Here is a 23,167-nt window from a genome sequence, read left to right as displayed (position 1 = left end):
CATCACGTCCGCAAATCATTCCCAGCCAGCAGTGGAGCCGCCAACAGACACCACATGGTGAAATATGAACGATTCTCTTCGGGAGTGAGTACTCCATTACCTACCTGCAGCATATCAGGATCATTCCAATGTCCCAGACCGGCATAAGGATATAAATCTGCACAAGAATAAATACCAAACTTCAATCCTTTGGAATGTATATAATCTGCCAATGCCTTTATGCCGGAAGGAAAACGTACTGAATTAACCACAATATTCCCATCTACATCACGATCCACTTGCCAGCAATCATCAACGTTTACATAGGTATAACCGGCATCTTTCATCCCGTTTGCTACAATAAGGTCTGCCATATCCCGTATCTGCCGTTCATTGACATCGCAACTAAAACAGTTCCAGCTATTCCATCCCATAGGAGGAGTCAAAGCCAGTGGATCGGCACCATCAGCACGAACAATAATGAACATACACACAACTATTACAAAACACAAAAATCTTTTCTTCATACTACAATTAGTTTTTTAGGAAAAAATGATCATTATCTCTCTCCTTTTTTCATCAAGATTCTGTCCATGAAACATATCCAGAAGACTGAAAGAGCTATTCTTGTTTTATTATAACAACCTCCTCAGGAACAGAAAAGCTGATAGTCTTACTGAGCTTTCAAGTGTTTCATCACCTTCCGTCTCCCACCAAATACCTAACTTTTCATTTAATTTCCAAAGCAATTTCTAGGCGGCAATAATTGTATCCCCCCAATTCCCTTGTCTTTAAAATATTTTACGTTTATCATTAAACCCAACATTCAAAGAAGAAGGAGTCGGTGCGTCAATAGATCCATCAATATTCCATGTCCCAATATTCTTCTACTATCTCACATTATTATGAGATAGCAACTATACGCCAATTTTTCTATTATCATAAACGTATGTAATAAATATTATTCAACTTTAAATTGAAGAATACTGTTATTATTTAAGCTCTTCAATATTAAATTATGATTAGACAACTCCAATATTTCATAAACTAAAACTCTTTTCTTTTCATTTTTAGGAGTTATAAGGGTAACAATATATTTACCACAATCACATTTACCAACTTTTGTGGAATCAAAGTTACTAACAACTTTATCTGACAAATAATAAGGCACCTTATCTACATATCCACCATCACTATAAATAAAAGTATAAGCTTGTATATGTGTATCATATGTTAATTTGTAAGAGAAATTTTGTTTTTCAGGGAACTGCATAATCCATTCTTTATTTGTCAAAAGACTGAGAGTAGTTGGTTCTTGTCCAAAAGCCTTTCCAGTATATACTAATAGGTATATACTAATAAATGAAATAATCATTTTTAATTTAAATTCATTCATAACTATAGTTTTAAATAATTATTTTATTCCAGTAATAACAATATTATAATTTTTAATCAAAGATGATTCAGATACAACACTCCATTCACCTTTTTCTGGATCCATATAAATTAAATTCTCACCAGACCGATACCCTACAATAAGAATATTATGCGTAGAATTTGATATTGAGCTATATATATCAGTCATCACTACATGACCAGCATCTATAGCAGACCTATAAGTAGAAAAATCTGTAGTTCTAAAAAAACAGTCAACGAGCCCATCTATTTTATCTAAATCAACTCCAACATTATAAATATTTAATTTATGTTGTGTATAATAATATTGCAACAAATCGCCTTGATTTAATTTTCCATTAAAAACTTTATTGTCAACATATTCCATTATAGCAATTACACAACCATTGGGCAGTTGAGTAGTCATTGTTGTTGGCAACTTTTTCTTTGCCAGATGGTCGCTACTACTCGGCGTATATTTAATAGGAGTTACATAAGTAGGTTCAACCACTGGTTTATCAGGATTTTCCGGTTCCGGATTTCCTGCTCCACCCGGCGGATAAGGATTATTGGGATCCACTTTACCATCATCCACAAATTCACATTCACGATAACACCTTTCATATGGAACAAGATCACAATATGTAACTGTATCATAAATAAGCCCAGTTTCCATATCACCTCCAACCAATACATATTCATCATGGCAATTATAGCTATATTCTGTGGTACAAATATCGTGGCACACCTGTTGCATACCACGCGTAGAAACGAAAGATTCTGCCTGCGTATCACAGGAAGGTGAAAGATAGCCTACTATTTTACCATCAGAATATCTCCAGCCATTGATAAAGGAACCGTTAATAGCATAGAATAAAACCAAGCCATCATAATCAGGTTCGCGATATAAATAGCTATTCTTTGCCATATTCCCGGTATTTTTCAGATAATTATAGGAGCCTACGAATATCATCACAAAACTACGCATTTTACCGGTTATTTTATCTTTCAACACCACCATTCTTGTCGTATTACAGATATAATCAACTTTTGTACAAGGGTCCCAATGTAAAGCAGTTTCCGAATCGATAATCAAGTGCACTCCATTCGTCAGAATAGGAGTTTCCACGGTTTCAAATCGCCCCCAAGAACTCGTTTTAGCTCCTTCCCAATCAGGCTTTACAGGCAATTCTTTCCCATCCTCCTCACAGGTACGTGTCATCACTATTGGAGCATACTGATTATCATACCATTGTCGGGCTACTGATACGGTTAGTTCGTCCGTAGGCGAATCATCGTCGTGCAGCATTTGTTCTGTACAGGCTAACAACGTACCCAACACACCTATGTGTATCAGAATACGCCACTTTTTCCATTTTTCAATGTGTTTCATGCGTTTTTCATTTTTTAATTAAACATTATCTTAACTCATCTTCGAAGATTTTATTTAAATCACGATGCAAATAGAAAGTAGTAAAATCGTATACCTTAACTTTCTCGGTCAGTAGTTCGTGAGCTATTGCCACAGCCTCCTCCTTCTTACCTATTTCATTATACAGAAAAGCTAGTTTTGCACGAGGGGTTTGTAATGCAGGCACCATATAAGCAGCCAATATATATGTCTCTTCAGCTTCTTTCCATTTTTCTTGTTCTTTCAAATAATCTCCTTTCATCAATAATAATCCGGGAGAAGGAAAACGTTGTTCTAAGAGGTGCTGTACATAAAGATATTCACTCTCCTGATGACCTTTTCTCAGCACTTGACAGTAGAAATAAGCAAACCCAATATCATCTATCATTTCTTTTTTAAACCTTATATAAACATCTGGCTGAGCTGCAATTTCACAGGAAGAATGAAACTGCAATATAGTGTATAATCTATGATAAGCTTTCCACTTCATCAAAAGCCGTTCACCTAAAAATGGAGCTGCACAACACAGACCTATTACCATAATTTTCTGGAACAAACGATTCATAGACAAGCTGCGTTCATTTTCTGTTTTTTTATTCAAATAGCAGGCCATTGCTATAACCAAGAGCGTAAGCACAGGAAACACTTGATCCGGATAGGCAAACATGCCCCACGACACAATTCCCACTATAACTGATTTAGTTATGATAGATACAGCATCCCTCTTTGAGGGAGGCAGAAACGCCCAAATGACAAATGTTAGATAAACAAAAAATCCCATCAATCCATGTTCTACTGTCACACGCAACAGCTCATTAAAAGCCAAATGAGTACTTCCCGCTAGTTTTTTTTCTGAAAGAGAAGTGGATGATTTCATATAATCAGCTTGATAATACAGATAATTTGCCGCAAACCCTCCCTTACCAAACCCTAAAACAGGTCTATCCTGTATCATTTTCCCACTAATTTTCCATACCAACAAACGTCCGTCAGCCGATTGTGGTTTTAATGTATATAGTATTCCGATAAATATCGGAAGCAGAATCATAGTTCCAAGAATATAAAACAACCGTACATTCTTCTGTTTGATAAATACAAATTTTATGTATAAGCAATAAAGTACAGAAGCCAACAAAGACACATAAGCCGCTCTAGCATAAGTCAATATCAAAAGAGGTACGGAAAAAGCCACGATCAACACCATACCGACAAGCAACATGCGACGTTTCTTCAAGTAATCATAGAATATTATAAAGCCATTTAATGCCACCCCTAATAACAGACTAAGTATTATAGCCAGAACTGCCGGATTATGAAATGGACCTGTCATAGAAAAATGGATACTGTAGGAAGGTATATATTCAAAGATTTGCAGATACCCCCAACCGGTAAACCATATTAATGCAACAAGAGTACATTTAAATATAGTAATATAAGATATGTACCTCAAGAAACGAATAGCCACAAACAAAGTTAGCAAACACAAGGCACCGATGTTCCATAAAGCATCCATATGATGAAAATCAAGCATGTAAAACAGCAAAAAGCACCAACAAAATATATCAATCTTATGGATCCTGAACTTCCTTTTATAAGTTAAAGAAAGTAGCAAGCCTACTATGAGAGATATTGCTGATACACTAAAAACAGCAGACATTCTCGTAAAGCCAAATATATCAGAAGGGAAACCGGACACTGATAGTATAACGATTACCCCCACCAATATTGAAACTGAAATATCTATTTTATTTTTCACCTTATACATTACCTTACCACCATTTATGATTGCCGTCTTCTTGGGTAAAAATGCGAGTTTCTTTACCCTTAGTTTTATTTTTCAATAGTAATAACGCATTTCCAGGAACCTGGTTATACTTCATTATATAAGAACTGTCTCCATACTTTTCTCCTAAAGAAACCCAACCTCCATCGAAATAAAACAATTCATATAATTCTCCTTTATTGATACCGTTATCATCATTATATGGCGCATACACTATACGTCCCACTTTTTCCTTTCTCTTAAACTGTAAACCGACCCATCCATCAGACGAAACCGGTGCATCAAAGTATGTCAGCATATCATGGTCAAAGACCATGTATTTATCACGCCCATTATTATACCAACTCCCTTCCGTACCAATAATTTCACCTTCTATCAGTTCATCCTGTTCATTGTACACTTCCAACTCTGCAAGATAAACATTTGAGTTTGGGGCCGATACATATCTCAATGCTGTTGCCTCTACAGGTTTATCCAACATGATTGATGTCGGAGCTAATGTCGCCGGAAAATCAATAATAGTATAAATATCTGTAAAGTTATTCGCATCCTCTGCTGTTGTTATCTGAAACTTTCCTCCAATAGTTCTGTTCTTCGCCAACTCATAAACATTTTCTTTATCAGGATATTTCCTTTTCAAGCAAACAGAGGTTAATTTACTCCTATCGGGATTCAACCACTTAATTAGCCCATTTTCTTCCACAATGAATGGATTTGAGGCAGGATATACTTCCCCTTGATGAAAGTAAGTTGCTAGATAAACATTTCCTTTCGAGACCTTTTTAAATGTCACTATTTGATTTTTTATTTTTCCCCAAGCTACGGGAACCCAATTCTGGTTATCAAATACTGATAAGTATACATACTCTTTAGCAGAAGGAGGAAATATAGATAATTTTATCTTAACATCTACTGGTTCAAAATACAAATCCGACACGTCCTTTAAGTGACTATCTTTAAATAAGGCAGGAATTTCTTCCTGTGGATTAAGGATTGCCAGAGATTCACTTTGTTCACTATACATTCTTCTGTAAACTTTTGCCAAACCATCTCGCTGTTGCAGACTAGAAATATGTTGGCCAAAAGGAACTTTATCGTAATATAAGAATGGAATCTGATAGTCCGGCCCCACTAATACACACCAACTATGCCCCAAACTCCTTTTAGCCCATTGAGGAGTAAAGTCAATAGCTATCGGGATACCAATACCTCTTAAAGAATAAGTAGTTAATGCCTGCAACTCCTTACAATCACCAAGACCAATTCTTGTATAAAGCAAGGACGATGGAGGAAGGTCCGGAATGATAGTCGTATAAAAGAAATCCTTTCTTGCAAAGTTCCGGAGCAAATAATTACATATACTAGAGTCACACATATTTTTTTGTGTAAACATCTCAAGACATACCTTCATACTATCTCTGTATGTTTCCATCCAATCCTCTACTCTTTCTGTCCCAATCCTATATGGCAACACATATTCACAAAAATCCGCAAAATCTAATTCTTTGCACCAAGGATACGTTAATGCCTCAAAACACAAATCAATATGATGTATCAATTGGGCAGCTGTAATATGTTCCAAATCAGCCCTCATCAACGCTTTTCCTTTTAAGATTTTCCTATTCAGTACCCAGCTTACACTATCAATATCCGACATAAGATTATTTACCACATAGCCTTCCACCTGACATAAAGAATCTATAATATGAAAATATCTGTCACCATAAACATAATCCCTATAATAGTATCCTTTCATATTTTCAATCAGAAAAAGTGCGGCTTTATATTTAAGAACATCCCCTGGTTGTTCAGAATAATGATCCAATACTTTCTCTAATTCGGCTCTATTATCTTTAGACAAAGCCAATGCTTGTTCCAACTTATAATTTTTCGAACAAGAATTACAAATTGACAAAACAACAATAAGTAATAAAACATTTCTCATACACTAAAGAATACAGATGTGAAAAACTACTTATACAAACGATCCCTCCTTCACGAGCAATTATCGCAAAGTTGCTATATCAATCACCAACTGGCTGTTATCCGTAATATAAGTGTTGGTGAACTTCACCTTATCATTTAAGCGAACCTTCAGTTCAACTGTAGCATTTCCCAAAATAGTGCCAGCCTTATTATCCAGTAAGATTTCAAAGTTCAGTGTCGATTTATTCACTACTTTAACTAATGCCTGATTACCATTCACTTCCTTCACCTCATATGCCAGGCAAGCCTTTACCAAAGCAGTCAGATTCTTTTCGGCCCCAATCAGAATATCCCCGAATTTCACAACAGAACGTCCGGCAAATAATGCTTCTTTCACCCCTTCGTGCGAACGTTCCCGGGCAAAGATTATAGTCATCGGACCATACTGTTTGTCAGTTCGATATGTCTGCTTATATACACCGTGGATATCTGTATTACCCATATACGTCAGGTTATACTCCTTACAATAGTTGAATGCTTTCGGATAATACTCAAAGCCATTCACCAACTCCACACCATGTATCTTCTTTTGTTTAATCAAATCCTTATGGACTTTATAAATAGTACTCGTGTCATTCGGCCATCCGGGATGATTCCACATGATGAAAGCACCTTGCTCCAAAGCATTATCGATTGCTACCAACGGGTCTTCTACATCCAAAGCATTTGCATCCTTCAAAAAAAGAGCATTGATATGTCCCAATGGCTTGGAACGGGTTATTTCAGCACCCGGTATCACGACCAGATTAGAACTCCCCTCTACTGTCTTCGCTCGTCTATAAGACTCATTATGGTCAGCCGTAATGAATTTGTTCGGACGATATTCAATGTGATCCGTTATAGCAATCACATCCAATCCACGGATAGCACCCTCCCATACCCGGTTTTCCGGTTTCACATCTCCATCAGAAAAAATGGTATGAGTATGAAAATCACACTTCAAAGTTTTATAACCGTCCACATCAGGGATATAGACATATTCTCCCGAATAAGGCTGTTGTGCCTCCGGAACCTTCACTACATCCAGTCCCTGCAATTGTGCAGCAACCTGGAAAGTAAAAGTCGATAAAAAAGCTAAGGATAGATATAATTTTTTCATTCTTTTATTATTTTGCAGATTTTTACTTCACCGGAGTGAACTTCACGAAAGTAACTCCATGATAAGGTACTTTTGTCTGAAAGCTACCATTTACTTCTCCCAAATCTTTCTGTCTCCACAAATCGCGAACCATTGCTTTACCATCAATACCGAGCTGTTTCAAATCAAAATTGAAGTCATACTCACGCATTTGCATAGCCTCAGCATCATCTTGATCCCAAAGGATAAAGTAAGGGTCTACATGGAAGAGACCTACTGCATAGGAACCATCATGCAACTTCTTAGACCAGATTTGTCCATTCTCTACTATCCTCTTCTTTGCAGGAGCTACCATCGGGTCCTGGCTAACAGAGATTACTTCATTATTCGTCAGAAGATTCAGTGTGAAGTCATCCATGTTCGCCATGTCGCAACCTATCAAGAGAGGAGAAGAAAGAAGACACCACAAAGAGATATGAGAATATTGTTCGTCCGCCGTCAGATAAGAATCGTGCACTTTACTTCCCCAGCCTTGACCGAGTTTTCCTACCACCAGCATGTCAGGGTCGTTGTTTCTCCCCGGAGCAGTGGTCTCAGCACAGACATCTTGGAAAGTACCGATAGCAGTCACTACATTCCACTCATCTGTAATATCACGGGTGGTACGCCATTGGTTACCGCCTGCCTCAGGAGCCCAGTTCCATACATTGGGTGCTCCATAGCCTACACAATAAACGATGTCGCGTTTTACTTTATCCAATGCTTTTCGCATCACGATATACGGTTCCTGAATTGTTTTCTCTTCTGAATTTTTCTCTATCTCCAGATAACCGCAATAGTCATATTTCAAGTAGTCAACACCCCAGCGTTCCCATGTTTTGGCATCAATTTCTTCGTGCAGATAGCTGCCTATATGACCACCACAAGTGGTAGCACCCGGAGAAGAATAAATACCAAACTTCAGACCCAAGCCATGAATATAATCTGTCAGTGCTTTGAAATCAGGAAACTTGTCATTGGAAAGAATTTCACCTTGTTTAGTGCGTTCCGCAGCTTCCCATCCATCATCAATATTCACGTATTCCCAACCGTAAGAGTGCAGTTTTTCATTCATCATACGGGCAGCATCACGTACTTTTTCATCGTTTACAGAAAGTCCCCAGCAATTCCAGCTATTCCAGCCCATTGAAGGAGTTAAGGCAATCTCATCACCGATTTTGATTGTCACTTCTTTCACCGCTGTACCTTTATCATTGGTAGCCTTCAACTGTACCTTGTATTCACCTTTCGTTGTAGCTTTACCTGTGATATGTCCATTAGCCGGATTCAATTTCACGCCTTCGGGAAGTCCCGTAGCTTTAAACGTCATCGGACGGTTACCAGTAGCCATTATCGACCACAAGAATGGATTTCCCGGACGTGCACCAAAGACTAACGGGTTATTAATGACCGGTGTCTCAGGAGCCGGCGGTGTCAGGATATACTTTTCCTTGGCAACCGGTTTAGCCCATGCGGGAATCGTTTTTACATCTCCACGGGTAGTGATCTTCACGTTCAACCAGTCTGCATGGTCGTACATGATACCATCTCCACACTCTTCTACCAATAGCAAAACTTTGTCAATTCCTTTCAGGTTCACATTGAATTCCTTTACAGGATCCCCTTTCTTCATGACACCACTCTTCCAGAGTTCTTTCCTGTCACCGAGGATTTTGAATTGAAGGTTACCGGCAAACAGATTCTTGTCGTCAGCACCAGCCAAACCGGATATTGATACTGCTTTGCCACCCAGTTCGTAGAGTAAACGACTGATGGAGTGGGCACCCAGCCCACGTTCATAAACCACTCCATTCACCGTAAGCGGTGTATGCACTACAGAACGGTTAATTTCTACCATTCCCCAATCCTGAACATAACAAGAGTCTTGTCCGAATTCGTCTAACCAGACTTCTTTAGTAGGTCCGTTGTCACAAGACTGTAAACTCCAAGCCCCCATCAACATCACGGCTAAGACTGCCGCGCACTTTTTCATCTTCATATTCTTCTTAATTCTAATAAATTCCATTTCAAAACAGGGTTCATCCGACAAATACATAGTTTATCTATAGCTCTATTTATCAGCACATTGCATTTACCAACATTTTCATATCGATGTAAAAGCATTTACCACCGTATGTAACGACCTTTACGCCTTATTGTAACGCTCTTTACCTCGGTATGTAACGACCTTTACCTCGGCATGTAAATGCAGTTACCGTGTAGGGTAAACAGAGTATCAAAACCGCCAAAATCGGATGAACCTCATATTACTTTCACTTCTGGATATACTATACTCCTGAAGAGATTATAGCATTCAGTCGGTTTCAATCACCTTTTTTATAGATACGAATATTATCGAAAGCAAAATTGCGGGCAATATTCGGATCTATTTCAAGACGCATATCGAAACTGGTATAAGATCCCGGATAATTATCCGGATAATCAGTGGACTGGATCACAGTAAACGGTAATGTAATAGTTTCCCAACGATTAAAATTCTGAATATTAAAATCCGTTGCCACCCAGTCGCAGGTTGGAGCCGCCCAATACAGATAATTACAGAACTTAATCTTATCCTGTATAAACTGATTAGCCGTACGGAACTCACATTTCACTACATAGTTTTTGCTGCTTTCAAGACCCAGCATATCGGCAGTATAAGCAATGCCACCTCTCTCTGCAATATACCACCAACCGGAATATTCAGATTTGTCATCAATACGCAAGAAGTTACCACTCAAACGTTGAGGGTCTTTCTCATCAGTAACCACATTGGCCATACTGGTGGGTAGAAATTCATCAAAGTCCATTATTATAAATTCACGGTCGTAGTAACGTCCCGGACATGTAGCTTCCACATCCCATTTTGTACCTTTCACCTTTACCTTGATGTTTTTATCAACAGTTTCCGGCACTTGAGCAGTCAGGTAGTTATTACCGCTGCTGATTACCTTCGAAATTTTACCATTAAAATCGACCACCGCATTAAGAGAATCTATCTCATAGAGTTCAAAGAAATCGCCATAAATCATAATGGTATCACCCGGACTGGTATATTCATTGAACATACGATCCAGACGAAGCTGAGGAGCATTAGCCTTAAATGGTATTTCTTGGCACCCTGTAGAATTATAGATATAAATCTTATTGGTCTCTTCTTTAGGTAATTTCACTGGAATTTTCAGGAATAAGATTTCACTTTCCGTGTATACTTCCAACATATCCAATGCTACGTCATTAATCAAAACCGAATCAATATTGCGTACATCAAGTCCAGTGCCATGTATTGCAATAAAATCGCCCATAGCTGCCTCCGTAATCGGAGTATTCATATCATCAAGGGTGGTCACATTGGTAAGCTGTATAGGCATTGGATTATAATCATCATCTGAACAAGCCGTAAATGACAAGCCCAATAACAGCGCTCCACCCAAACATAGATTTCTGAAGTTCATTATATTTTTCATTGCGTTATCTATTAGTTATTAATAAATAAAATTACCACCCCGGATTATTCCTGTCGATATAAGGATTTGTATTGACAACATCGGGCGGGAACGGTAATAACAAATGCTTCTCTTCGCGACGTTTTACAATCTCATTTTCATCCACAGTGCCGATGGCATTCATTACTTGCAGATAGATACCCCAACGAAGCAAATCATAGCGGCGGATACCTTCGGCTGCAAATTCTTTGGCACGTTCTTCAAGAACAAATGAACGGAACGATTCTTTTGTAAACGGATTCTTCTCATGACGTTTGCTTACCAATGTACTGTTATTACGCTTGTTCAGCATTTCCATTTTGGCAAAAGCATCCGTCGTAGGACCATTCAACTCATTTTCGGCTTCACAATAAACGAGAACAAGATCGGCATAACGCAAATACGGCCAATTCCAGTCTGTACGGTTACCATTATTATCAGCAGTTACAGCTGTGAATTTTTCAAGCTTGGCACCATACTCATGAGCACCGTTACGCACAACATCGGTAGTTTCGTAGTTATATGGGCAACCTTCGTATGGAGGTAAGCCTTGACGTACTTTTACACTATCGCGTTCGGGGTAGAAATACCACTCCATTTTTTCATAAGTCTTATTCCAGTTATACGGAACACGGTGTTTTACCCCCCAAGTAATGCGCTCATCATCCCAGTCGTCGAATGTCTGCAACCAATGGTCCCTTTGAACATAGTAACCGGAACTCCATTCGCCATTATATGCGGGATCTGGCCATCCGTAATAATCCTTACTAACATAGTTATAATAATCATCACCCTGGCCGACCATTGTCTGTAAGCTGAAAAGGAATTCAGGTCCATTCTTGTAAGCAGGACTCCATAATTCTTTCTGGCTCGCCGCCAATGAAACTTCACCACTGTTGATTACCTCTCCGGCTTTTTCTTTTGCCAGACGATAATATTCCTGAGAATCAAACTCTTCATATCCGGCTACTACATTCTTGCTGTGGGTAATAGCTACAGGCATCAAACGGGAGATTGTTCCATCGGGATTTGTTTTACTACCCGGTCCTCCCTTTACTGTAACCTGCCCACTCTTCATGGAAGCTGAACCAATAGTAGCATACACCTTAGCCAACAAAGCCTTGGCAGTGGCACGGCATACGTGACCTTTCTTAAATGCCTCATCGGTGCGCGGAAGCAGTAATGCTTCGGCCTCTTTCAGTGTTTCAATAATATGCTCATACACATCTTTTACAGAGGACCGCGGCAATTCGGTAGAATTACCTTCTGCAATGGAATATGTATACAAAGGTATAGGGCCAAAAAACTGAACCAACTGGAACTGGGACCAAGCCTTCAGAAAACGAAGCTCACCCAGTGCATTATTCTTTTCTTTTTCAGTCACACCTGTTATCTTCTGTACTAAATAATAGTGATAATTGGCTCTGTGGATCGTGGTACAATAATATTGATAGAAGTTCTTTGTCGAATTTTTATCATAAAAGTTACCGGCACCCTCATCACCAAAAGCCCAACTCGGCCCTGTCTGATAGTCACAATCAAAATTTACAACATTATGATAATTACCCCATGTGAAAGGCCAATGTAAAGTATGATAAGCACCTGCTACCAATTGGTCATACGAACCTTCGGCAGCAACATCTTCACCTGCAACAAAGGTAAATGTTTCCTCTTCCAAGTCACATGAAGTGGTCAGAAACAAACCTGCAGCGCATAAGCTTAATATTTTCAACAGTTTCATATTACTTACTTTTTTAAAATGCTAATTGAATACCTAAGTTAAATGTACGGGCACTCGGATATGATGACATATCCACACCTCTACGAGTCGGGTCACTACCGAACGCATTTACATCCGGATCATACCATTCATAACCGGAAATAGTAAACAGATTGGTTATACTCGCTACAATGTTAATAGACTCTACAAACTTCACCGGACGAGTCCAGTTATAGCTTAAGCTAATATTCTTGCAACGCAGATAAGAACCATCTACGATATAGCGGTCGGAAGCCTTCATGGCACGTGTAAAGGTACCATCGGCACGTGGCCACTTGGCTGCAGCTCTATTCTCCGGTGTCCAGCGATTATTAAATACGAAATAAGGCATATTACCCGAACCTACCGCCACGTCAAACTGCTTCAGATTCACATTCAGAATATCATTTCCTTGCGTACCTTGCAGGAAAAAACTAAATGTCCATTTCTTCCAGTTCAGTGTACTGGTAATACCATACTGATAATCGGGATTCGTATCGCCAATAATTGTTTTGTCGCGGTCATCAATCACCGGATCGTCATCCAGATTCTTATATTTCACCTGGCCAACCATAGATTTCACTTTAGAAGGAGTTGCATCCCTATAATATGGATCGGCACGTACTTCAGCCTCATTATCATAGAATCCATCTTCTACATATCCGTATAAAGTACCAATAGGATGACCATTTCTTCTCAGGAACATACTTTCAATACCCCAAGCTACATCAGAGAACTGGTCAGCATTCAAACCACCAATTTTATTGCGGTTGAAAGATATATTGGCATCTAATGTCCACATCCAGTCGCGGGTTTTCACCGGAATGACATGTGCTGTAATTTCAAGACCTTTATTAGTTACATCACCATAATTACAAGCTATTTGATTGAAACCGGAACTCATATCAATATAGCGATATTGCAATAAGTCCGTTGTTTTCTTGTAATACAAGTCAACAACCAGATTGACACGATTATTGAAGAAAGCTGCGTCCAAACCAAGGTTAAATTGATTCGTTGTCTCCCACTTCAGATTAGCGGCAGCAGGTCCTCCCCAACGGTCTTCACCGGCACCCGGATTCATCGTTCCGTCGAACGGATAATTTTGGGCTTCGAAGCGAGAACGCGTTGCATAGGCACTAATACCCTGGTTACCGGTCTGACCGGCACTGAAACGCAACTTCAGGTTATCAAAGAAATTAAGACTCTTAATAAATGCCTCATCAGACATACGCCATGCAATAGCACCGGAATAGAAATTAGACCAACGATTCAGAGGATTGAAACGACTGGAACCATCACGGCGGAATGATGCTGTAAACAAATAGCGATCTAACAGATTATAATTGGCACGAGCCAGGTAAGACATCAACTGTGAACGCCATCTGCCGCTTCCTATTTCTTTTTCACCTACTGCAGCGTTCATATCATTATCTTCTGTAATATCATTCGGGAAATTCTTGGCAAGCATATATTTGCTTCTTCCCATAGACTTTTCATAAGTCATACCGGCAACAACATTGAAAGCATGCACACCAAACTTCTTTTCAAAAGTAAGTAAAGACTCTAAAGTAAAACCTTCGTATGCATTATCATCTTTTCTTCCATAACCATTGGTTGGATTTTGTCCCGAACCAGTGTAGCGATTGTAATATTGGCTACGTTCGTTATAGGTATAACCATAACCGATGTTCTGACGGAACTTCAGCCAATCCACAAATGTTATTTCACCAAAACCAGAGGCATAGATACCATACGTATCAAGTACGTTCTTTTCCGTGTGAGCACTCAGATATGGGTTGGCCAGACCAGAAGCAAAATCTTCTGAGAATTTAGAGTCTGCATCCGGGTCAAACACCGGACGAGTCGGATTAAATGCGATTGCCGACTCAATCACACCATAGTTTTCCGTATTAGTACGGGCCAGGCGATTCTCCGATTTTGTGAAAGTCAGATTACTGCCGATTTCAACATAATCATTAATCTTACGGTTGTTATTAGCACGGACGTTATAGCGTTTATAGTAAGAGTTCACAATAACACCTTGCTGATCGAGATAACCACCAGAATACATATAAGACCCTTTTTGGTCACCACCGGAAACATTCAAACTATATTCCTGACTAAATGCATCACGGAAAATTTCTTTTTGCCAATTAGTACCATAAAACATATTTCCATCTTGACGCAAATCAAAACCATTACGGAAATCATCAGGACTAGGCATATACGTTCTCTCAAGAATGATCTCTTCACCGGTTACAGGATCAGTGCCCTTTTTAATTGACCAATGACCGGGTATAGGATAAGGAAGATTTTCGTCGGAAACATAATTCTTGCCATCATACATATAACCGAAAATAGTACATTCATTCTTGAATTGTGCATAATCGCCCGCACTTAGAACATCAATCAGTTTCACAGGTTTGGACATGCTGAAATTAGCACTGAACTGAACTCTTGCCTTCCCCTGAGCACCACTCTTAGTTGTGATAATAACCACACCATTAGCAGCACGCGAACCATAGATAGCTGTGGCAGAAGCATCCTTCAATACCTGAATAGATTCTATATCCTGCGGGCTAATCAAGCTCAAAGGGTTATTATTGGATTTCGTTCCGAAGTCAGTAGAGGGAGCCTCACCTGACGTAAAGGGAACACCGTCCAAAATATACAACGGTTCCGTATTGGTAGTAAATGAGTTGGCACCACGTATCTGAATAGTTACACCTGCACCGGGAGCACCATCAGCCTGCGATACTTGTACACCAGCCATTTTACCTTGTAAACCCTGATTAATACTCGTCGGATTTGTTTTCAGCAAATCGTCACTTTTCAAAGAAGAGATAGAACCCGTAAGGTCCTTTTTAGGTACACTACCGTAACCGATAACCACCGTTTCTTCCAACATATGGCTATCTTCCTGCAATATTACATTAACGGTAGTTTTGCCTTTCACATTCACTTCCTGGGTTCTATACCCCACGAAAGAAAAAACCAAAGTAGCTGTCTTGGAGGCATTGACAGAGTAACGACCGTTCACATCCGTAATAGCTCCTGTATTCGCATTCTTCACGCGAACTGTAACACCAATTACAGGCTCACCGGATTCATCAGTCACAATACCCGTAATTTTAGACGTTTGAAGGATTTCTGTAGTTTCAGCCTTCAAAACACTCGGAACTATCATCAGTGCCATCAGAAGCACTCCAATAATCCCATTCATCGATTTGTGCAATCTTTTCATAGACTCATTTTTGGATTAATTAAATAAAGATGTTTTTCAATGTATTGATATTTATGACACATCATTTCAGATAAAAGATGGTTCATAGTATGCCAACTCAATATTAATTCACTATTTTATCACAGGATTAATGAATAATTCATCCATATATACCTTCTGCTCTGCATCAAAAGCAACCTTTAGGTATCGTGTTTCTTCATTCAGCTTATCAAGCAGTATCCCGTCAATCCAAGCATCATGCTTATTATTAGGGAAATAAGGTGCATCTTTAATGGAAGCCAAACTATATGCTTTTCCATCTTCCGAAGTATATACATAGACCTTCAGCGGAGGATTAATCCCCTCCGGATTATAATTCAATGTACGCACCATGATACTCTTAACAGGAGCTTTCTTCTGTAAGTCCACCACTATTTCGTGGTGCCCCTGCTCAAACTTTACCCATCGATTGTCTTCACTGCTTTCTTCGGCTACCTTACCATCCAGCAGGGCCCTCATACCAGCCTCACTTACCATTTCGGGAGTAGCCGTATTCGCCAGTCTATCAAGCAAAGTAGCTTCAAACATTTTCCAATAGATATCACCGTTTTTCCATGCCATGTATTTATTGCATACATCATTGGACCACATTGGTTGTCCTAATTGATAAGGAGATTCCGGATCTTCAATGATACCGCCAAACATGAATGAAATGATACGGTCTACTCCTGCCGCTGACGCAGCTACCTGTTGGGATAGCAGGCGGGAATAGGCTGCCGGAATTAAAGCCGACTGGCGGTCGTTTGTACCTTCTTCCCATGTGAATGTTTCGCAATTAGCCCACATTTCAATGTTCAGACGATTGTGGATATCCCGCATTCTTTGCCAGTTCTTCTTCAAACGGGGAAGGGTGAATTTATCGCGTACACAACCTACTTCATCCTGATAAGCTATAATATCGACTTTCAGTTTTGCCATTTGCTTCTCATAATCCGGATTATCAAACTCCGACAAACCGATACCATAAGGAGAAATGAGAGTTTTCTTACCGGGAGTCAGAGCTCTGGCTTTCTCTGTCAATGTATTGACCGATTGTACGGCATGCTCAGCAAAAATAGGGCAAAGGCAATCTTCGACCGGTAAATACCAACCATAGAAAGCTTTGTGATCTTTGTAAAGAGAAGTCAACTCTTCCATAATCTGAAGCTGGCGTTCCCTGATTACCGGGTCGAGCAAATTGTCATCCTGGTCTTTCGCCCAACCGGTACTCATGAATACTTTCATCTTATGTTTAGCCGCCTCGTCAAGGATGGCATCCACCGGGCTCTTCATACTCTTATCGTATAACCAGGGCATCATTTTAGAAGGATAATAAGCTTTACCCTCATTAGCCACTTCCATGAAAACCAGGTATTCAATACCCATAGCCGATAATTCACGCACCTTAGCTTTCCACAGCTTCGGATCTGTATTATCAAAGTTCTGAGGATTCGTATATTTATTGCGCACATCCTTATAGGCCAGATTTATCCATGTACCGGTAATAGGCTTCACCCCCGTTGCCGATTTATGGTTTTTCTCTATTTCCTGCTTACCGGAAGTGTCATTACCGGTGCATGCAGTTATTGTCGGCAATGAAATCGACATTGCCAGCAAACTCAATAATATCACTCGAAAGTTTTGTTTCATTGTATATATGTATTTATTGATTAAAGTTTTGTTTATCCGAATAAATCACTGCTTCACCCAAATAGACTTGTGCATCTTTGCGAGGATTCAGCCACTTTAAGCTCACTCTATGGGTAGTATTCTGCAACTGATATCTGTGGAAAAGATCTACTCTCCTGTCGTCAATAGAAGATGCTTTTGCAACCGGCAGTTTAGCCGTTTCAATCAGATTACCGTCAATGTGCATTTCAACCTGTGCCACATAGTCTTCATCCGCACATTTCACATATCCTTTCAATACGAAACCTATGCCGTCAAACACCCATTCCGTCCTATCCTGCAAAACCGTGTTGACCGCCATCTTCTCTATGGGATAATGCCCCTCGAATGCTTTTTCATATTTCACGGCAACGGGCTTTTGGGTCTTAATAGTTACCTGGTTTTCTTCCACCTTACCTCCCTCTTTTTCTATCACTTGCAGGGCATGCTTCAAGCCCAGTTCCGACAACTTATTCAAAGACACATCCGTATATGCAAAAGGTATATCCTCTATTTCATAAAGACTTGCTTTCCAGTTTTCCGGAATATTGGCATAGCCAATCATCGTACCTAAAACACCTGCGGCAGTAGCTGCATTGCAATCGGAATCCTGTCCGCAACGGGCGGCTATATCAATCGTAGTAAAGAAGTCTTTCTGACCATACAACAATCCCATTATCACATAAGCACTGTTTATTTTCGCATCAATATCGAACGGTGCGAACACACCATCCGGACATCCCACTTCCGATGTCCATTTCTTCTGACATTCAAACCAGGTCTGTTTCCAGTCGTCCGGATATTGCCTGTGCCAATCTATCACATCTTTCATGCAGCGATAGAAATCGCTCTGCGTGGGAATAGTCTTCAACGCCTCCGAGACCACCACTTCCACATCATCGGAAACAAAAGCCATTGAGTACAGAGCACCGACATATACACCACCATACCAACCATCACCATAAGTGAAGATGTGTCCTACCCTATCGGATATTTCAGAAGCCGTATTAGGCATACCCGGAGTCATCAGACCTGCAAAATCCGCTTCAATCTGATAATCAATGTCGTCAGCATGAGGATTATTCAGCCAATGACCGGACATAGGTGGCATGATGCCTTGCTTTATATTGTATTTAGCAACTTGATTGGCATGCCACAATGGAAATCCTACATTGGCAAAACTTATTGCAAATGAATCGGCCGGAGCTTCCAGACCTAAGCGTTCAAAGACATTGACGAAAATGATATCTACATACAAGTCATCATACAAACCGGGAAAAGTATCAAAATAAAATTTCACCCGGTCTTCAGACCATTTTATGGGAGTATAATCTTGAATCATTGTACCGTTGTGCAAGAACTCTACAGGTCCGCCATAGGTGCAGCCAATAGTCTTTGCTGCCCAGCCGCCTTTTATTTTGTCAGCCAGCACTTCTTTCGTCATCGTTACCTCAGACGGAATTACTGTTTGAGACGGTGCGGAACCGCATCCTGCACACAGCACAATGACTACAAAAATATAAACGATAAAAGTTATATTCTTCATGTGTATTTTTTAGTTAACAACAAGATGTCTTTTTATGATTTCCGCATTCTTCCCCGGAATGATGCCGCATTGCTGTGTATAGAGTGTAACCCTCTACTTGGAGAATGTAACGTTGAGGTTTATGGTATCCAAACCTCAACGTTTGCATCCGGCACCACCTTTAGGAAATAATGCATATATTCACTTTTTATTTACTGCTTTTTGTTTGGCCGACTCTTCATCCAGCACATTATAAGCAGATACCTCATATACATTATCTTCATTGCCTTCTTTGTCCGTGAAAGAAGTTGGAAAATCATTTCCATATACCTGAAGTTTCTTTATTAATGTACCATTACTGTAAACATTGAAACCGGCTACATGCTCCAGACTACCAGGAATCCATCTGATTTCCACACCCTTAGAAGCCTTTAGTATTAGGACATTTTTCACATCCTGAGGAACACCCACTTCAGGAAGTTTCCCTTCTTTGCAATATTGCAGATAGGCTTGATGATATTCGTTGCTCACCACAAACGGACTGTTGTAATGGCTATAAGCAAAGCAAATGAGGTTGCTTACATATCCATTCACAATATCCAGTTGTTTCTTTACACGCGTCAGCGGAGCACTAACCCAAAACTGCTGGTCGAACGTCTCTACATTTCCCCAGAACTTCAAGCCCGGTTTGGTATTGACTGCCTGTTTCAACTTAGAGAACCAATCCGGCAGATTATCCAGATTCAGACCACCGGCACCAACGCAATCCTGCGGAGCAAAAATATCACCGAATCTGAAATGGGTCTGTGCAAACACATTCTCCCACATCTTTCCATACTCTTCCGCATTTCCTCCCACTTTATGATTCATGAAGGGGGAAAGCATGAGTGGCATATCCGGAGTTATTTCAGACAGATGATCCAGATTCGTATTCAAAGCCTTTGCCAGAATAGCTTGACGCTCGGCTGTCATGCAGTTCAGATTGTCCACTTCCCAAACCCAATACCAGCCATACATTGCATCCGGATATTTTTCCTTATACAAAGCAACCACTTCATCCGCTACCTTATTGCCGATTTCCATTTCACCTACCAGCCAATCAGCATCGTAATCCACTTTCCACCATCTGTCGTTGAAGTTCAGCCCGATAAAAACTTTAATTCCATTTTTCTGCGCACTACGCAGACATTTCTCCAACGTTTTGTTCTGTTGCTTCTTCTTCGTCAATGACGACGGATAGTTAGTAGTAGTCTTTTCTTTTTCATTGGTCAGAAGTGCGGGAGCATAGATTAAATACTTCATACCGGCTTCCTTAAACATCTCCATCTCTTGGTCCCAACGTGCATCTTCCCAGTTTGCTACTAAAAACTCTTGTATAAAAGAGCCACTGAAACGGGGAATACCGGTACCCTGATTTTTCTGTTCGAACGTATAGTGAAAGTAAGTCCCTTTCAGGTCTATGATATATGAATCAAAGCTGGCCTCATCTTCATGCAGGTTGATAATACGGGCACCCCGGCTCAGAACCTCGTTATAGGCAGAGGGATATCCCGTCTTACGTCCGTAGGCCAAAGCGATATTACCGTTCCAGTCGACCATATAATCATTATTATGGTCATGCCCCACAAATACTCCTATCACGTCTTTCTTCTCGATAAAGGAGGAAAGCAATCCCGAATTGATGTTGGAAGCACACACTCCCTCTTGCTTTTCACCGAATTCACGACATACCCACCTTGCCGTTTCATGTTCGGGTAGAGGAATATGGAAGAATGCCAGTGACGGCAGAATACGTCTGTTGCGTGCTGTAAACTGCTCGCTTGTCTTGCGATACCAGTCAATCTGGTCGTGTTTAATCCAGTCGTAATATCCGAAAGAGCGATCCTTGGTAAGGTTATGGGAATCCATCAGATACAAGACCCACTTCTCTGATTTTCCGTCAGATGAAAGAACCGGAAGTGCACAGTTGCCGGAGCCTGAGAGTTTCTCTGCATCATACGTCAGGTTATAGGGCACTGTACGCAAGTATTCAAGTATTTGCGCATTGCTCATATCCGTCTCTTCATCATGGTTTCCGAAGGTTACAGCAAATGGCATTTTTTCTTCCGCAAACAGGCCGGCTAACCTTTTCCAGCCGCGAAGGGCATTCCAGGAAACTACTACATCCCCTGTCAAAACCACAAGGTCAGGACGTTCCGTACGGATAATCTCACGCATCAGATTATAAGTACTGTCATTCTTCAGTCTATAAGAATCACTTTCTACCCAGTGCAGGTCTGTGAACTGCACAATCTTGAACTTTCCGTCGTGGAACTTCAAACCGGAAGTCTGAGCCAAACAGGAAAAGCACAACAGGCAACTAAATATAATTAATAAACACTTTTTCATTTCTTTCTATCTGTTCTAAATGGGGCTAAAGGCAACCCGTTAATATCAAATAAATCAGGAACCGCATCATTTGTAAAGCAATAGCGCACAGCAACCGGAAGTTTTACTTTTGAAGAGGACACACTGATCTCACCATTCTTCAACAACTTGGCATCTGCCGGATGTACTTCCCCCTCCTGATCCACTATCTCAAAGTTCTGAATGTTTTTATTCTTACACGTTAATTTACCAAGGGCAGTAGTAGTAACAATCATTTTACGTCCTTCCGTACGGACAGACTTTAACATCGGGGAATAAGGTTGTATTTCCTCCTTGTGGTATGTCTTTCTCAGTGCCATATTGGCCAAACGAACGCCCACCTGCTTTTTCAGGCTTGGATGAATATCAGCTATATCATTCACCAAATCACTGACTACCACCATTCCGGTGTTATGCAACGTTGCAGCAACGTCTGCCTGCTGCTCACGCAGGTAAGCTGCATTTCTGCCGGCATATCCGTTCCACGGTGCAATCTGCACAAAATAGAAAGGTAAAAAACGATGGAACTCGTTTCTCCAACCTCTTATCATGCCGTCAAACAGAGGGCCATAATCAGCAGCCCGCTCATTATTAGCTTCTCCCTGATACCAGATAACTCCTGCAATAGTGTAGTTCTTGATAGGGTGAATCATCGCATTGTAAATGGAAGAATTAGCCGTAGGAGACCAACCGGCCACTTGCTGCTTCTGTGACAACACAAACAATTCTTTTTCGTGCTTGAAAGTAAATTCATCAATCCAGGGTTCCACGGCTGTTCCCCCCCAACAAGAGCCAATCAGTCCTATAGGCACGCCTAATGCCTCGTTCAAATGCTGTCCGAAAAAGAAAGCCACAGCACTGAAGTCTTTATATGTTTCCGGAGAGCAGATTTCCCATTTTCCCTGGATGCGTTCTACCGGATATCTGGAAGTTGCTTTAGATATTTTGAAAAAACGAACTTGCTTATTCTCCAAAGCTTTCGTTATATCACCGGCATCCCGGACCGGATAACTCATTATGTATTCCATATTAGACTGGCCGGAACACAACCATGTTTCTCCCATCAAAATGTCATTAACTTCCCTTTCCAATCTGTTTTCCCAGCCATAAAAGCGAATACTGTGAGGACCTGCTGATTCGGGCGTACGAATATAAGCTTCCCAAGCGCAATGCATATCCGATTTTGCATGAATCGTATCCGTAGGAGCCCAACTGCATACAATCTTCAGGTCCCATACACTCGGACACCATCCCCAAAGTTTCACTTCGGAATTCCGCTGCATCACCGCGTGGTCGCTGATGATGGAAGGAAGAGCAAATTCCGGATTCTGTGCTGAAATATGGGTAAATGCCAGTATTAAGGTTATGATAGTAAATAGTCGTTTCAT

General features: G+C 40.3%; 13 protein-coding genes and 1 pseudogene. All 14 read right to left on the bottom strand.

Annotation, left to right across the window (positions count from 1 at the left end):
• Positions 1 to 8: 8 nt before the first annotated feature.
• Positions 9 to 506: pseudogene (locus QZ135_RS09910) on the bottom strand (glycoside hydrolase family 27 protein); the annotation flags it as partial.
• Between the two features lie 434 nt (positions 507 to 940).
• Positions 941 to 1,375 carry a hypothetical protein gene (locus QZ135_RS09905; RefSeq protein WP_294608511.1) on the bottom strand — a complete coding sequence of 145 codons (435 nt, stop codon included), beginning with the start codon at positions 1,373 to 1,375 and terminating at the stop codon, positions 941 to 943.
• A gap of 18 nt (positions 1,376 to 1,393) precedes the next feature.
• Positions 1,394 to 2,767 carry a C39 family peptidase gene (locus QZ135_RS09900; RefSeq protein ID WP_294608509.1) on the bottom strand — a complete coding sequence of 458 codons (1,374 nt, stop codon included), beginning with the start codon at positions 2,765 to 2,767 and terminating at the stop codon, positions 1,394 to 1,396.
• Between the two features lie 25 nt (positions 2,768 to 2,792).
• The gene (locus tag QZ135_RS09895; protein WP_294608507.1) at positions 2,793 to 4,541 is read right to left on the bottom strand and encodes an O-antigen ligase family protein; all 1,749 of its coding nucleotides are present in this window, start codon (positions 4,539 to 4,541) and stop codon (positions 2,793 to 2,795) included.
• Between the two features lie 13 nt (positions 4,542 to 4,554).
• Positions 4,555 to 6,447: a hypothetical protein gene (locus tag QZ135_RS09890; RefSeq protein WP_294608505.1), complete on the bottom strand. Its 1,893-nt coding sequence runs from the start codon at positions 6,445 to 6,447 to the stop codon at positions 4,555 to 4,557.
• Between the two features lie 126 nt (positions 6,448 to 6,573).
• Positions 6,574 to 7,653, bottom strand: coding sequence for a PHP domain-containing protein (locus QZ135_RS09885; RefSeq protein WP_294608503.1), 1,080 nt, complete (start codon positions 7,651 to 7,653; stop codon positions 6,574 to 6,576).
• A 22-nt stretch (positions 7,654 to 7,675) separates the two neighbouring features.
• The gene (locus QZ135_RS09880; protein ID WP_294608546.1) at positions 7,676 to 9,664 is read right to left on the bottom strand and encodes an NPCBM/NEW2 domain-containing protein; all 1,989 of its coding nucleotides are present in this window, start codon (positions 9,662 to 9,664) and stop codon (positions 7,676 to 7,678) included.
• Between the two features lie 331 nt (positions 9,665 to 9,995).
• On the bottom strand, positions 9,996 to 11,138 hold the full coding sequence (locus tag QZ135_RS09875; protein ID WP_294608501.1) for a glycan-binding surface protein: 1,143 nt from the start codon (positions 11,136 to 11,138) through the stop codon (positions 9,996 to 9,998).
• 31 nt (positions 11,139 to 11,169) lie between these two features.
• A complete protein-coding gene (locus QZ135_RS09870; protein WP_294608499.1) occupies positions 11,170 to 12,897 on the bottom strand; it encodes a RagB/SusD family nutrient uptake outer membrane protein in 1,728 nt (575 codons plus the stop codon).
• 13 nt (positions 12,898 to 12,910) lie between these two features.
• Entirely contained in the window at positions 12,911 to 16,162 is a 3,252-nt protein-coding gene (locus QZ135_RS09865; protein WP_294608497.1) for a TonB-dependent receptor, read from the bottom strand.
• A 111-nt stretch (positions 16,163 to 16,273) separates the two neighbouring features.
• Positions 16,274 to 17,830 (bottom strand): DUF4434 domain-containing protein, encoded by a 1,557-nt coding sequence (locus QZ135_RS09860; protein ID WP_294608495.1) that lies wholly within the window; start codon positions 17,828 to 17,830, stop codon positions 16,274 to 16,276.
• Positions 17,831 to 17,843: 13 nt separating this feature from the next.
• Entirely contained in the window at positions 17,844 to 19,394 is a 1,551-nt protein-coding gene (locus tag QZ135_RS09855) for an ADP-ribosylglycohydrolase family protein (RefSeq protein ID WP_294608494.1), read from the bottom strand.
• A gap of 180 nt (positions 19,395 to 19,574) precedes the next feature.
• A complete protein-coding gene (locus QZ135_RS09850; protein ID WP_294608492.1) occupies positions 19,575 to 21,761 on the bottom strand; it encodes a DUF4434 domain-containing protein in 2,187 nt (728 codons plus the stop codon).
• Complete coding sequence (locus tag QZ135_RS09845; protein ID WP_294608490.1) at positions 21,758 to 23,167, bottom strand: sialate O-acetylesterase; 1,410 nt, start codon at positions 23,165 to 23,167, stop codon at positions 21,758 to 21,760. The genes QZ135_RS09850 and QZ135_RS09845 overlap by 4 nt, the downstream gene beginning before the upstream one ends.

It is taken from the genome of uncultured Bacteroides sp., assembly GCF_905207245.1.
GTDB lineage: Bacteria > Bacteroidota > Bacteroidia > Bacteroidales > Bacteroidaceae > Bacteroides.
This window is presented reverse-complemented; position numbering and strand designations above follow the sequence as displayed.